Origin of the sequence: uncultured Thermomonas sp., from assembly GCF_937872235.1 — a bacterium.
Classification (GTDB): domain Bacteria; phylum Pseudomonadota; class Gammaproteobacteria; order Xanthomonadales; family Xanthomonadaceae; genus Thermomonas; species Thermomonas beijingensis.
Genome location: NZ_CALMPC010000041.1, coordinates 31901 through 45667 on the forward strand (window position 1 = coordinate 31901; position 13767 = coordinate 45667).

A 13767-nucleotide genomic window follows, 5' to 3' on the forward strand; every position below is an offset into this window, starting at 1 on the left:
ATGCACGCCGGTCGCGCGCAACGTCAGCATAGCCGAAAGCACGACATTGGCGATGAAGCGAGGCGGCGCTCGCCTACAATGGGCGGATGACAACCAAACTTCTCTCCGTTGCGCTGATCCAGGAGCGCAACCACGGCGATGCCGCCGCCAACCTGGCCATCATCGAAACCCGCGTGGCCGAAGCCGCCCGCGCCGGCGCGAAGCTCGTACTGCTGCAAGAGCTGCACAACGGTGCGTATTTTTGCCAGCACGAATCGGTAGACGAGTTCGATCTGGCCGAGCCCATCCCCGGCCCCAGCACCGCGCGCCTGTCGGCGCTGGCCAAGCAGCATGGCGTGGTGCTGGTCTCTTCCTTGTTCGAAAAGCGCGCGGCGGGGCTGTACCACAACACCGCCGTGGTGTTTGACGCCGACGGCTCGCTGGCCGGCAAGTACCGCAAGATGCACATCCCGGACGATCCGGGCTTCTACGAAAAATTCTATTTCACCCCCGGTGATCTGGGTTTTACCCCCATTCAAACCTCGGTGGGCAAACTCGGCGTATTGGTGTGCTGGGACCAGTGGTACCCGGAAGCGGCGCGCATGATGGCGCTGGCCGGTGCCGAGCTGTTGCTGTATCCCACCGCGATTGGCTGGGACCCCAGCGATGCACAAGATGAAAAAACCCGCCAGCGCGATGCGTGGGTGCTGTCGCATCGTGGCCACGCGGTGGCCAATGGCTTGCCGGTATTGAGCTGCAACCGTGTGGGCCACGAGGCGTCACCGCTGGGCGCTTCCGGCATTGATTTCTGGGGTAACTCGATCGTGTTGGGGCCGCAAGGCGAAGTCATCGCCGAAGCCGGCACCGACGCATCGCTTTTGCTGGCCAAGGTTGACCTGCAGCGCAGCGAACATGTGCGCCGCATCTGGCCGTTCCTGCGCGACCGCCGTATCGACGCCTATTCCGATTTGACGAAGCGTTACCGTGACTGACTCCTCCCTGCCGGCCAGCGCCGTCGAATACGCCAACCAACCTGTCATCGAGGTGCAGCGTGATGGCGTCCACTACACCCTGCTGGGTACCGCACATGTGTCCAAAGCCAGCATTGATGCGGTCAATGCGGCCATCGACAGCGGCCGGTTTGATGCAGTGGCGGTGGAGCTGGACGAACAACGCCACAAAGCACTGACCCACCCGGATGCGCTGGCGCAACTGGATCTGGTCAAGGTCATCCGCGACAAGAAAGTGGCCCCGTTTGCCGCCAATCTGGCACTGGCCGCCTATCAGCGCCGGCTGGCAGAACAATTGGGGATCGAACCCGGTGCGGAACTCAAAGCCGCCGCCACGGAAGCCAGCGCGCGCGGGCTGTCGTTGCAATTGATCGACCGTGATGTGGGCATCACCTTTCGCCGTATCCTGCAAGGGCTGGGCTTCTGGGACCGCGCCAAATTGATCGGCAGCGTGGGCGGCGGTTTGTTTGCCCGCGATGAAGTGTCCGAAGCAGACATCGAGCGCCTGAAAGAAGGCGACATGCTGGAGTCGAGTTTTGGTGACTTTGCACGCGATACCCCCACGCTGTTTGCCAGCCTGATCGACGAACGCGACCAGTACATGGCGGCAAAATTGCGCGAGCGCAGCGATGGTGCAAAACAGGTGTTGGCGGTGGTGGGCGCGGGCCATCTGAAAGGCATGTCCCACTATTTGGCCGACGACCAGCGCACACCGCAAGCGGTCGTCGACGCGCTTGTGCAGATCAAACAAAAACGCAATATCCCGTGGATCACCCTGACCTTGATGACGCTGATCATCGGTGGCATTGCGTGGGGCTATTACCACGGCGGCCGCGACCTGGGGCGTGATTTGCTGCTGCAATGGGTGGCGTGGACCTGCGGGCTGACCGCCATCGGCGCGCTGTTGGCCGGTGCCAACCCGTTGAGCTTGCTGGCCGGTGCCGTTGCCGCGCCGTTCAAGCCGTTCCGCCCCGGCCTGCCTTCGGGCATGTTCAGTGCATTGGCCGAAGTGCGCCTGCGCAAACCCGCCTATCCGGATTTCCTGGCGCTGCGCGATGACACCCAGACCTTGCGCGGGTGGTATCGCAACAAGGTGACGCGCGTGGTGCTGGTGTTCATGCTGACCAACTTGGGCACGATTGCCGGCGAATGGATGGCGGGCGCGCGCATCCTCGGCAAATTGCTGCACTAAGTCCTGGGATGGCGTTGCGATGCCGACCGATAGCCGGCATCACACACCGCAAGTTGCGGCTTATTCCACTGCCTGTGGGCGCATGTATGGGAATAGCAGGACATCGCGAATCGAGTTGCTGCCGGTCAACAGCATCACAAAGCGATCAATGCCCACGCCAAGGCCACCGGTAGGCGGCAGCCCCACTTCCAGCGCCCGGATGTAGTCGGCATCGAAATGCATGGCTTCATCGTCGCCACTGTCCTTCGCCTCGACTTGCGCACGAAAGCGCGCGGCCTGGTCTTCCGGATCGTTCAATTCCGAGAACCCATTGGCCAACTCCTTGCCACCGACAAACAGCTCGAAGCGATCGGTGATGCCCGGCTCACTGTCGGACTCACGCGCCAGTGGGCTGACCTCCACCGGATAGTGGGTGATGAAGGTCGGCTGGATCAAGCCACCTTCCACAGTCTTTTCGAAGATTTCCAACAGCAATTTGCCCCAGCCGTAACCAGGCTTCACGTGCACACCCAAACGCGCGCAATGCGCGGCCAGTGCGTCGCGATCGCGGCAATCGGCCACCGAAATTTCCGGGTTCAATTCACGCACTGCCTCCTCCAATTTCCAACGACGGAACGCAGGACCAAGATCAATCGCCTGGCCATCCCACTCGAATGCGGTGGTCCCCATCGCTTCGCGCGCCACGTCGCGCATCATGGCTTCGGTCAAATCCATTACTTCGATGTAGGTGGCATAGGCTTCGTACAACTCGAGCATGGTGAACTCGGGGTTGTGCCGGGTGGACACACCTTCGTTACGGAAGTTGCGGTTGATTTCGTACACTCGCTCCAACCCGCCTACGGTCAAGCGTTTGAGGTAGAGCTCCGGCGCGACGCGCAGGTAAAGATCGAGATCAAGCGCGTTGTGATGGGTAGTGAAGGGACGCGCCGTGGCACCACCTGCGATGTAATGCATCATCGGTGTTTCGACCTCCAGAAAGCGCCTGGCGTCCAACCAACTGCGCATCGCACGGACGATGCGCGAGCGGGCGATAAACACATCGCGCGCCTCCGGATTCACGATCAAATCCACATAGCGCTGGCGATAGCGCTGCTCCACGTCACTCAGGCCATGAAACTTGTCTGGCAATGGTCGCAACGCTTTAACCAGCAGCCGCAGTGAGCTGGCCTTGACCGACAACTCACCGGTCTTGGTGCGCATCAAGCTGCCTTCGACGGCCACGATATCGCCGATGTCCCAACCCTTGAATGCGTCGTAAGTGTCACCCAACGCTGTGCTTTGCAAGAACAACTGCACCCGCCCGCTCATATCCTGCACGGTGGCAAACGCGGCCTTGCCCATCACTCGCTTGGCCAGCATGCGCCCGGCAATCGCAACGGTGCGGCCACTCGCCTCCAGCGCTTCGCTCGTCCAGCGCTCAGCATCCGCATAATCGGCTTGCAGGTCACCAGCGAGATCGGCGCGATGAAAGTCATTGGGGAATGCCACACCGCTGTCGCGCAGCGCATGCAGCTTGCCGCGACGCTCCGCGATGAGCTTGTTTTCGTCGATGATGGGAGAGGTGTCTGTCATGTCATGACCGTGTTTTTTTAGGAGCGACCCATGGCCGCGAGCGCTCCGGTTGGATAGGGTTGCGGCCATCGGCCGCGCCTGCGGTTGAGCAAAAATCAAGCCGCGTCGGAACGTTTGGCGCCCGCTTCCAGCCCGGATTTCAGGCTGGCCTCCACAAATTCATCCAGATCGCCGTCCAGCACTTTTTGCGTATCACTACGCTCGATGCCCGTGCGCAGATCCTTGATCCGGCTTTGATCCAGCACGTAGTTGCGGATCTGGCTGCCCCAACCAATATCCGACTTGGTGGCTTCCAGCGCATCCTTCTCGGCGTTGCGCTTTTGCACCTCCAGTTCGTACAGCTTCGCCTTCAGCATCTTCATCGCACGGTCACGGTTGGCGTGCTGGCTGCGTTCGGTTTGACACGCCACCACGGTATTGGTGGGCACGTGGGTAATGCGCACCGCGGATTCGGTCTTGTTGACATGCTGGCCACCCGCGCCCGAGGAGCGATACACGTCGGTCTTCAGGTCGGCGGGGTTGATCTCGATGTCGATGTCGTCGTCCACTTCGGGCGACACGAACACGCTGGTGAAACTGGTGTGGCGACGGTTGTCCGAGTCGAACGGCGACTTGCGCACCAGGCGATGCACGCCAATCTCGGTCTTCAGCCAGCCATAGGCGTAGTCACCCTCGATGCGGAAGGTGGCGGATTTGATGCCCGCCACATCGCCGCCGGAAACTTCCATCAGCTCGGCTTTCCAGCCGCGGGATTCGGCCCAGCGCAGGTACATGCGCAGCAGAATTTCCGCCCAATCCTGGGCCTCGGTACCACCGGCGCCGGCCTGGATATCGACGAACGCATTGCAGCTGTCCATCTGCCCCGCGAACATGCGCTGGAATTCGATGGCTTCCACGCCTTTTTCGAAACGATCAACATCGGCCACCACCGCCAGCGCGGTGTCCTCGTCGTCTTCCATCTCGGCCAATTCCAGCAACTCTTCGGCGCCGGCCAACCCGTCTTTCAAGTTGCGAATGCCATTGACGGTCTTGTCCAACAACGATCGCTCACGCCCCAATGCCTGCGCACACGCGGGGTCGTTCCAGATGTCAGGGTTTTCCAACTCGCGCTCGACTTCTTCCAAACGTTCACGCTTGGCGTCGTAGTCAAAGATACCCCCGGAGCGCATCCAGCCGACCGGTCAGGTCGGCGATGCGGGCTCGGATGGGATTCAGCTCGATCATGTGGGGTAATTGCAGGGGAAATGACCTGCCATTATACGGCCTTGCCACCCTGTCCTCGCGAATTTCGCCACACCGCTGTCAGCCCGCCTTGTCCGCCTCGGTCGTGAAACTGGACCCGCAGCCGCAGCCGCCGGTGACGTTGGGGTTGTCGAACACGAACTGCGCGTTCAGGCCCTGCTGCACATAGTCAATGCGGGTGCCGTCCACTTGCGACAAGCTGGTGGCGTCCACATAGATGCGCACGCCGGCATCGTCGAACACCACATCCGAGTCCAGCACGTTGCGCGCCACTTCCACCTTGTAGCCCCAGCCGGAACAACCGCTGCGGGACACCCCAAAACGCAGGCCCAACGCGGTGGGATCCAGCTCCAGATACCCCAGCACACGCCTGCGGGCGGATTCAGTCAATGAAATGCTCATGTGGGCATTGTAGCTCCGGTAAACTTGCAGACTATTTCGTGTTTGCAACGCAGGATTTCAAGATGACGACGATTACCATCGCCCAGGCATTGGCCGGGCATGTGCCGGAAGGTGGGCAAGTGACCGTGCGCGGCTGGGTGCGCACCCGCCGCGACTCCAAGGCCGGCCTGTCGTTTGTCAATGTCAGCGACGGCTCCTGCTTTGCCCCGATCCAGGTGGTGGCCACCGATGCGCTGGGCAATTACGAAACCGAGGTCAAGCACCTGACCACCGGCTGTTCGGTGATCTGCACCGGCACGCTGGTGAAGTCGCAGGGCCAGGGCCAGAGTTTCGAGGTGCAGGCCTCCGCCATCGAGGTGGCCGGCTGGGTGGACGATCCACTGACCTACCCGATGCAGCCCAAGCAGCATTCGCTGGAATACCTGCGCGAGTTCGCGCACCTGCGCCCGCGCACCAATTTGTTCGGCGCCGTCACGCGGATTCGCCACTGCCTTGCGCAGGCCGTGCACCGCTTCTTCCACGAACGCCAGTTCTATTGGATCAGCACGCCCATCATCACCACCTCCGATGCCGAAGGCGCCGGCCAGATGTTCCGCGTCTCCACGCTGGACATGGCCAACCTGCCGCGCGACGGTAAGGGCAACGTGGATTTCAGCCGCGACTTCTTCGGCAAGGAAACCTTCCTCACCGTGTCCGGTCAGCTCAATGTCGAGGCCTACTGCCTGAGCCTGAGCAAGGTGTACACCTTCGGCCCCACCTTCCGCGCCGAGAATTCGAACACCACACGGCATCTGGCCGAGTTCTGGATGATCGAGCCGGAAATCGCATTCGCGGATTTGAATGACGATGCCCACCTGGCCGAAGAATTCCTGAAATACCTGTTCAAAGCCGTACTCAATGAACGCGGCGATGACATGGCGTTTATCGCCGAACGCGTGCAGAAAGATGCCATCACCCGGCTGGACGGCTTCATCAATGCGCCATTTGAACGCATCGACTACACCGATGCGATTGGCCTGCTGCAAAAGTCCGGCAAAAAATTCGACTTCCCGGTCGAATGGGGTTTGGATTTGCAGACCGAACACGAGCGTTGGCTGACCGAAGAACACGTGGGCCGTCCGGTGGTGGTGATGAACTATCCCGAGCAGATCAAGGCGTTCTACATGCGCATGAACGACGACGGCAAAACCGTGGCCGCGATGGATGTGCTGGCCCCCGGCATCGGTGAAATCATTGGCGGCAGCCAGCGCGAAGAACGGCTTGATGTCCTGGATGCGCGCATGGCGCAGTTCGGCATCGACCCGGCGCACTACGGCTGGTACCGCGACTTCCGCCGTTATGGCAGCGTGCCGCATGCCGGGTTTGGCCTGGGTTTCGAGCGGCTGGTGGTGTACGTGTGCGGCCTTGCCAATATCCGCGACGCGATTGCCTACCCGCGTGCGCCGGGCAGTGCGGAGTTCTAAGTCGTGGATGCCGATCTGGTGTTGTTTTTTGCGCTGACCTCATTCGCCACGTCGATCGCTGGTGCAACTGCATTCGTGATTTTCTGGCCATTGACCTTGGTGCATATCCGCGATCGTCACCCGCAGATCACCACGCAATTGGGTGAAGGTGCATTCCTCAAACCCATCGCGTTGTGGTGGCTGCTGCGCGGTGGTTATCGCAGTACGCCGGACCGCTCGCTGTCGGGGCTGGCCACACCGGCCCGCATTTCACTACTGGTGATTCTAGGTGGCATTGTGATGGGCGGTATTTTGTGGGTCATCGGCAAGGCAATGGCATGAACAACTCCGCACACGACCGTTGGTGGCTGGCCACACTGGGGCGCACACTGATCTGGGCGCGCTTGCGTGAACTGGACGCAGGCACCGCCGAAGTCTTTGACTCCGATGGTGCCACGCTCCCGTTTGACAGTGTGGACACCGCCCGCGCCGCATTGATGGATGCTGAGTTTGTGGAGTTTGAAGGTTTGGACGAAAGCGATGCGCTGGAGCGCGGGTTTTCACTGGCCGAAGTGACACCGCCGCAAGCACGCGATGATGCCAGCTTGCGCGCATTGATGGTGCAAACGTTGGGCGCACGCGGGTAGCCCTCTCAAAAGCGCGATGCTTCTGGCATGACCTCGGCCTCCCGGCAAGGGCGATCGCGCCCCTGCGGTGCGCTCCTATGGCTTATCGACAGATTGGGCGGCCGGTCGCACACTGCCGTTATCTTCCTGCAATTCTGGCTTAAACGGGATTTCAGGGGCCTTGCGTCCGGTCGAATTCTGCTCGTTGGCATCCGGGTTTTCCGGCATGCAACCGCCGCCAAATTGCAGGAGCGAGACCACGCATTTGAGCTTCAATTTGGTGCCAGGAATCGGGATCGACAATTCCTTGATGCCCTTGCGCACCCATTCCTGCAGCAGGTTGCCTTCGGGGATCCAGTATTTATCGAAGCGGGTGCCGCGGTATTCCAAGCCTGGCCGCTTCAGCCACGTCCCCGCGCGGTCCAGATCCACGCCGCTGTTTTTTGACCAGGCATCGGGCAAGCGCGCACTGCCATCGGCATTGAACAATCCGGCTTTGCCGTCGCCATTGCGGCCATTGCCTTTGTCATTCCCACTACCGGCACCGGTGCCCGCCACATTGCGATTGGATGCCCCCCAATCATCACTCTTCGCCGCCCCCGGCCAACCGCCCGGTGCCGCTTTCAGCCCTGGCCCAGCGCCGGTGCCGACTGTACTGACGCCACGTCCTCCCGTCTGTGCCGCTTGCGTGCCTGCGCCTTGACCGGCTTGGGCTTGTCCCGTTCCCGCCGCGCTTGCGGTGTTGCCACCAGCACCTGCGGCACTGGCCTGACCGTCGCTGGCATGCCCATTGCCCGGTGTGGCCGCCACCACGCCACCCTCGCCTGGCTGCAAAGGAAGCTCGCGCACCTGGCCGTGCAGCTGCGGTACCTGCACACTTGCGGTGGTGGCCTGAGCAGATTTCGTCGACGGCGTTCGCTCGCGGGTGAGCAGGTTCGCGTCAGGGATGAACACGTCCAATGCCTGCACCTGCGTCTTCAATTCAGGGGCGCGCAATTGCACATCCCGTGGCTTGACTTGCAAGGTTTGCACGGGTTGCGCTTTCAGCGTGGCAATGGCTTCCACCTGCTGCTGTGGCTGCACATCACGCAATTTGATTTCCGGCATCACGACCGTGCGCTCACGCGGCGGTGACAGTTGAAAGCTTTCCGGCTGCGGCTGCGCGACATTGCTGACTTGCAACTGCTGGGCCGCCGTGGCATCGCTGGGTACCGGCTTGGGCTGCGTCAGTATGGGTGCGGTTTGATCGGCGGCCAGGGTCTGCGGCGGCGATGCCGCAACTTGTTCCAGCGCGACGGGTTGGTTGGCATCGGCGGCATGGGCAGCCGCCTGCCCCGGAGTGGTTGGCGCTGTTGGCGAGGCTCGCCGTGCCGCCGATGCGGCTGCCGGCGCAGACTCGACACCCGCATTGGCCAAGGCACCACCGCCAGTGGCCACATTACCGCGTCCGATGAACTCCACTTGCACGGCTTCGCCCTGCTCGTCTTCCTGTTGCTGTGCCAGCGCTAGAAACCGCAGGTACATCAGCCAAAGCAGCAATCCCACCAATACCAGATGCAACAACACATCCGCCGCCCCCACGCCGATCCGCAACTTGCGGTCTTCACGCGGATCCGGTGGTCGCCCCAAGCGCAGCAGCTGGAAAAATGGCAGACCCAGGCCACCACTGTTGCTGACTGTCGGCGCAGGCCGCTGCACCAAGCTATCGACCCAATCCTGTGGTGGTGCATGGCGAATGGGGGCCGCGGTTTGCACCATTGCATCCAGCCAGCCTTGCCAGCCAGCAGGCAGCTGTGATGGTGACGGTTCGTGACCAGTCTTGAGCAGGCGCCGCTGATTCAGCGCGGCAATGACGTCATTGGCTGTCGTCACGCGCGCATGCGTCCGTCAGGCCTCACGCGCCATGTATGGCGCATCACCAGTGGCGTGATCGGTGGAATCACGCACGCCGGTAACCCCCGGCACCTTCTCCAGCAGGGTTTTTTCGACCCCCTGCTTCAAGGTGATATCCACCATGCTGCAACCGTGGCAGCCACCGCCAAAATTCAACACCACGATGCCTTCGCCAGTGATTTCGGTCAGTGTGACATGGCCTTTGTGCATCGCCAATTGCGGATTGATGTCATTGTCGATCACCCAGCGCACGCGTTCCACCAACGAGGCGGACTCACCCGGCACCACACCCTTGATTTTGGGGGCACGGATCTGCAATTGACCACCGGTAGCCTTGATCTCGTAATCAATCTCCGCGCCATCCAGAAACGGCACACTGGGGGCATCCAGCCACAAGGTGAAGCCGGCGCAGTCAATCGCCCATTCATCGCCCGCCAACTCGCTGGGCTCGGCAAACTCCAAGCGCACGTCGGCGCGCTGCGTGCCGGGGTTTTGTGCGGACAGCCGCACGCCCAAGCCAGGAATGTCCTCACGCTCGATCAATTTGCGAAAGTGGGTTTGTGCGGTTTCTGAAATCTGGATCATGCCGCTATTCTAACGGGCTGCAACGTCACTGCGCGAAACCCATATGAATGACATGATTCCGCTTGCCCACGCCCATTGCGCTCCGCGCCGCGGCCATGAACACCGTCTGAGCGAAGCCAGCATTCGCGAACTCCTGCCGCAGCTGCCAGGCTGGGCCTTGGTCGAAAACGGCCACGCGCTAAGCAAGACCTTCACCTTCGCGGATTACTACCGCACCATGTCATTTGTGAATGCGCTGGCGCACGTCGCCAATGCCGAAGACCACCACCCCGACCTCTCCGTGCATTACGACCGCTGCTTGGTGCGTTTTTCCACCCATGACGTGGGCGGGTTAAGCGAGAACGACTTTATTTGTGCGGCGAAGGCGGAGTTGTTGGCGGGCTGAGACATCGCCACTGGTCTTGGTCGCCGAAACTCACCCCAGCCGATCCAGCACGTCAATCAACTCCGGCACCAGCGGCGCATTGAGCCGATAGGGAGCTTTGCCGCCATCCAGCGCAAATTCCAAGGTGGCGGCATGCAAGAACAAGCGCTTCAAGCCCACTTGTTCACGCAGCCGCTTGTTGGCGGCTGCATCGCCATATTTGTCGTCACCGGCCACCGGATGGCCAATGTGCTGGGCATGTACGCGAATCTGGTGGGTACGGCCGGTTTCGATGCGGATTTCGCAATAACTTTGCCCGTCACGGCGTTCCAAGGCACGAAAATGGCTGATTGACGGCTTGCCGATGGCATTGACCTGCACATGCCGCTCGCCACCTTGGCGCAACCCCACATGCAGCGGCACATCCACGCTCATCACACCATCGGGCATACGCCCAACCAAGAGCGCCAAATAGCGTTTTTCGATGCCTGACCCATGATCTTCACGCAATAATCGCTGAAGTTCTGTCAAGGCTGAGCGCTTTTTGGCGAGCACCAGCAAGCCGGAAGTATCCCGATCCAGCCGGTGCACCAGCTCCAGGTTGTCGCGCGGCCGCAGCACCCGCATGGTTTCGATGGCGCCAAATGAAATCCCGCTGCCGCCGTGGCTGGCCACACCCGATGGTTTGTTGATGGCCAGCAGGCGCGCATCTTCAAACACGATGGACGCCTCCATTGCCGCCAGCATAGTTTTTGGCGGCGAACGGCCGGCATCTTGCGTCGATTCGATGCGAACAGGCGGGATTCTGACCTCATCGCCAACTTCCAGCTTGCGTTCCGCCTTGGCCCGGCCGCCATTGATGCGCACCTGCCCGCTACGCACCAGCTTGTAGACCAGTGAGCGCGGCGCACCTTTCAACTGCCCGAGCAGGAAGTTATCCAACCGCTGACCTGCGCGGTCATCGGGGATGCGAACGGTGCGGGCGCCACCAGAAGGGGAATCGGGCTGTGTCATTGGGGGCTGATCTGATACACTCGGGGGGCGATGCAAGGGTTTGATTTTGCAGGAAGTACCGGGCGGCTGTTTACCGCCCAACCGGCCGAAAGCCGGCCTTCCCGGCAAGCCCCGCCGCAGTGACGTTGCCACCACCCTTGGGGTGGACATGTTAACGGCTGCGCGGCAAACCTGCCCATCGCCGGCCTTGTGCCGTGACTCCGCCCGTTAAACAACGCCCCGCGCGACGCGCCCTCCTCCTTCGGAAGTTGGGCGAAAGTCGCCGGCCCTGCAACATATTTGAATAGGAACAAGCGCTCCCGCGGTACGCCGTGGTGTTGCAGCGCTGGAAAACTCAACAGCGGCACGGCATGCGCAAGACGCTGCCGCGCGCTTGCGGTATCCAGAGGCGAAACGCCCCAGGCGTTCCGTGCAGTGCCCCTCCCTCATCGGAGTGGGCAGGCAAGCGCACGAGGAATGCACAATGAAGCGAATGCTTATCAACGCCACGCAGGCGGAAGAACTGCGGGTGGCCATTGTCGAAGGCCAGAATCTGTACGACATCGACATCGAACAGCCGTCCCGCGATAACAAGAAATCCAATATCTACAAGGGCCGCATTACTCGGCTGGAGCCGTCGCTGGAAGCGGCCTTCGTCGAATATGGTGCTGATCGTCACGGCTTTTTGCCGCTGAAGGAAATTTCCCGCGACTACTACCAAGCGGGCGTCGATCACCACAAGGCTGGGATCAAGGAACTCCTGCGCGAAGGCCAGGAAGTGGTGGTGCAAGTCGACAAGGAAGAACGCGGCAACAAGGGTGCAGCCCTGACCACGTTCATCTCGTTGGCCGGCCGCTACATGGTGCTGATGCCGAACTCGCCCACCGCCGGCGGTGTCTCGCGTCGGATCGAAGGCGATGACCGCGCCGAGCTGAAGAAGGCGATGGATGCACTCAACATCCCGGACGATATGGGTGTGATCATCCGTACCGCAGGCGTTGGCCGTGACGCGGAAGAACTGCAGTGGGACTTGGACTATCTGCTCAGCATCTGGCGTGCGATCGCCGAGTCGGCACTGAGCAAGCCAGCCCCGTTCCTGATTTATCAGGAAAGCCGCCTGATCGTACGTGCCCTGCGCGACTACATGCGCAGCGACATCGGCGAGATTTTGGTGGACACCCCGGAGATGTACGCCGAGGCGCTGGAGTTCGTCGAACAGGTGATGCCGCACAACAAGCGCAAGCTCAAGCATTACACCGACGACACCCCCCTGTTCAACCGCTTCCAAATCGAATCGCAGATAGAGAGTGCGTATGAGCGCACCGTGCGGCTGCCCTCCGGCGGTGCTCTGGTGATCGACCAGACCGAGGCGCTGACCGCCATCGACGTCAACTCCGCACGCGCCACCAAGGGCGGTGATATCGAAGAAACCGCGTTCAATACCAATCTGGAAGCAGCCGAAGAAGTGGCCCGCCAGCTGCGCCTGCGTGACCTTGGCGGGCTGGTGGTGATCGACTTCATCGACATGACCAGCAACAAACACCAGCGCGATGTCGAGAACAAACTGCAAAACGCACTGAAATATGACCGTGCGCGCGTGCAGCTGGGCCGTATCAGCCGCTTTGGCCTGATGGAAATGAGCCGCCAGCGCTTGCGCAATAGCCTGGGTGAAGCCAGTCAGATCGTCTGCCCGACCTGCGAGGGTCACGGACGCATGCGCAGTATCGAATCGCTGTCGTTGTCGATCATTCGTGTCGCTGAAGAACACGCGATGAAGGACAACACCGGGCAAGTCCTGGTGCAAGCGCCGGTGGAGATTGCCAACTTCCTGCTCAACGAGAAGCGCAGTGCGCTACGCGAGATCGAACAACGTCACGACGCTCCGATTGTGATCGTCGCCGATGAACAGCTGCACTCGCCACACTACGAAGTCACGCGCATTCGTAGCAACGAGATGAGTGAGGAGACCAGCAAGCCCAGCTACCAACGTGGCACTCCGCGCAAGTTCAACACCATCGCGCTGACCAAGGCACAACTGAACATCCCGCCACCGGCAGTCACCAGGGTCAATCCGGTTCAACCGGCGCCCCTGCGCGATCCCAAGCCGATGCCGCAGGACCCTGAAGCACAACTCGTGACGCCAGCCGCGCCCGTCGCAAGCAACACCCCGCCCGCCACAAGCGGCGTGATCGGCTGGCTGCGTGGTTTGTTCGCTGCACCTGCCGCCGCGCCGAGCGCGCCAGCTCCTGCAGCAACCGGGCGCAACAGCAATCCCCCGCGTCGTGATGAACGTGGCGCTCGCCGTGACGGTCGCAACAACGACAATCGTCAAGAGAGCCGCAACAAAAACGAACAGCGTCGTGACGACAACAAGCCACGCGACGCCCGCAACGAGCAGCAGCAAAAAAATTCACAGGGTCAGCAAGCACAGAAACAAAAGCCACTGCAACAACAGCAGCAACAGCAG

Annotated in this window: 13 protein-coding genes; 7 read left to right on the forward strand and 6 right to left on the reverse strand. The window is 61.3% G+C overall.

Annotated features, from left to right (window positions below):
- Nucleotides 1-86: 86 nt before the first annotated feature.
- A complete protein-coding gene (locus tag QWB57_RS03525) occupies nt 87-971 on the forward strand; it encodes a carbon-nitrogen hydrolase (RefSeq protein ID WP_223627352.1) in 885 nt (294 codons plus the stop codon).
- Nucleotides 964-2181, forward strand: coding sequence for a TraB/GumN family protein (locus QWB57_RS03530; RefSeq protein ID WP_288968348.1), 1218 nt, complete (start codon nt 964-966; stop codon nt 2179-2181). The genes QWB57_RS03525 and QWB57_RS03530 overlap by 8 nt, the downstream gene beginning before the upstream one ends.
- A gap of 60 nt (nt 2182-2241) precedes the next feature.
- On the opposite strand, the gene lysS is transcribed toward QWB57_RS03530, so the two are convergent.
- From lysS to QWB57_RS03545, 3 genes are all read right to left on the reverse strand, one after another.
- A complete protein-coding gene (gene lysS, locus QWB57_RS03535) occupies nt 2242-3753 on the reverse strand; it encodes a lysine--tRNA ligase (RefSeq protein WP_223627348.1) in 1512 nt (503 codons plus the stop codon).
- Nucleotides 3754-3848: 95 nt separating this feature from the next.
- A protein-coding gene (prfB, locus tag QWB57_RS03540; protein ID WP_223627346.1) for a peptide chain release factor 2 occupies nt 3849-4977 on the reverse strand; the annotation gives its coding sequence in 2 pieces (ribosomal slippage) (nt 3849-4901 and nt 4903-4977; 1128 coding nt in all).
- Between the two features lie 78 nt (nt 4978-5055).
- Nucleotides 5056-5397: an iron-sulfur cluster assembly accessory protein gene (locus tag QWB57_RS03545; RefSeq protein ID WP_223627344.1), complete on the reverse strand. Its 342-nt coding sequence runs from the start codon at nt 5395-5397 to the stop codon at nt 5056-5058.
- A gap of 62 nt (nt 5398-5459) precedes the next feature.
- Here QWB57_RS03545 and asnS point away from each other — a divergent pair, with 62 nt between their 5' ends.
- The 3 genes from asnS to QWB57_RS03560 are packed head-to-tail and all read left to right on the forward strand — an operon-like array spanning nt 5460 to nt 7486.
- Nucleotides 5460-6860: an asparagine--tRNA ligase gene (asnS, locus tag QWB57_RS03550; protein ID WP_223627342.1), complete on the forward strand. Its 1401-nt coding sequence runs from the start codon at nt 5460-5462 to the stop codon at nt 6858-6860.
- 15 nt (nt 6861-6875) lie between these two features.
- Complete coding sequence (locus QWB57_RS03555; RefSeq protein WP_223627744.1) at nt 6876-7181, forward strand: hypothetical protein; 306 nt, start codon at nt 6876-6878, stop codon at nt 7179-7181.
- Nucleotides 7178-7486: a hypothetical protein gene (locus QWB57_RS03560; protein WP_223627340.1), complete on the forward strand. Its 309-nt coding sequence runs from the start codon at nt 7178-7180 to the stop codon at nt 7484-7486. The genes QWB57_RS03555 and QWB57_RS03560 overlap by 4 nt, the downstream gene beginning before the upstream one ends.
- A 75-nt stretch (nt 7487-7561) precedes the next feature.
- On the opposite strand, the gene QWB57_RS03565 is transcribed toward QWB57_RS03560, so the two are convergent.
- Together QWB57_RS03565 and QWB57_RS03570 are read right to left on the reverse strand one after the other, a co-directional pair.
- Nucleotides 7562-9337 carry a hypothetical protein gene (locus QWB57_RS03565; protein ID WP_223627338.1) on the reverse strand — a complete coding sequence of 592 codons (1776 nt, stop codon included), beginning with the start codon at nt 9335-9337 and terminating at the stop codon, nt 7562-7564.
- Nucleotides 9338-9352: 15 nt separating this feature from the next.
- The gene (locus tag QWB57_RS03570) at nt 9353-9943 is read right to left on the reverse strand and encodes an NfuA family Fe-S biogenesis protein (RefSeq protein ID WP_223627335.1); all 591 of its coding nucleotides are present in this window, start codon (nt 9941-9943) and stop codon (nt 9353-9355) included.
- A 43-nt stretch (nt 9944-9986) separates the two neighbouring features.
- Between QWB57_RS03570 and QWB57_RS03575 the strand changes: the two genes are divergently transcribed.
- Entirely contained in the window at nt 9987-10328 is a 342-nt protein-coding gene (locus QWB57_RS03575) for a 4a-hydroxytetrahydrobiopterin dehydratase (RefSeq protein WP_223627333.1), read from the forward strand.
- 30 nt (nt 10329-10358) lie between these two features.
- On the opposite strand, the gene QWB57_RS03580 is transcribed toward QWB57_RS03575, so the two are convergent.
- Nucleotides 10359-11321, reverse strand: coding sequence for an RluA family pseudouridine synthase (locus QWB57_RS03580; RefSeq protein ID WP_288968351.1), 963 nt, complete (start codon nt 11319-11321; stop codon nt 10359-10361).
- Between the two features lie 463 nt (nt 11322-11784).
- Here QWB57_RS03580 and QWB57_RS03585 point away from each other — a divergent pair.
- Nucleotides 11785-13767, forward strand: a 1983-nt coding sequence (locus QWB57_RS03585) for an Rne/Rng family ribonuclease (protein WP_288968352.1), incomplete at its 3' end; no start/stop codon positions are given.

Excerpts from the sequence above, each read along its gene's own strand:
- QWB57_RS03525 (WP_223627352.1), top strand. The coding sequence starts at position 87 with ATGACAACCAAACTTCTCTCCGTTGCGCTGATCCAGGAGCGCAACCAC.
- lysS (WP_223627348.1), bottom strand. The coding sequence starts at position 3,753 with ATGACAGACACCTCTCCCATCATCGACGAAAACAAGCTCATCGCGGAG.
- QWB57_RS03545 (WP_223627344.1), bottom strand. The coding sequence starts at position 5,397 with ATGAGCATTTCATTGACTGAATCCGCCCGCAGGCGTGTGCTGGGGTAT.
- asnS (WP_223627342.1), top strand. The coding sequence starts at position 5,460 with ATGACGACGATTACCATCGCCCAGGCATTGGCCGGGCATGTGCCGGAA.
- QWB57_RS03560 (WP_223627340.1), top strand. The coding sequence starts at position 7,178 with ATGAACAACTCCGCACACGACCGTTGGTGGCTGGCCACACTGGGGCGC.
- QWB57_RS03570 (WP_223627335.1), bottom strand. The coding sequence starts at position 9,943 with ATGATCCAGATTTCAGAAACCGCACAAACCCACTTTCGCAAATTGATC.
- QWB57_RS03575 (WP_223627333.1), top strand. The coding sequence starts at position 9,987 with ATGAATGACATGATTCCGCTTGCCCACGCCCATTGCGCTCCGCGCCGC.
- QWB57_RS03580 (WP_288968351.1), bottom strand. The coding sequence starts at position 11,321 with ATGACACAGCCCGATTCCCCTTCTGGTGGCGCCCGCACCGTTCGCATC.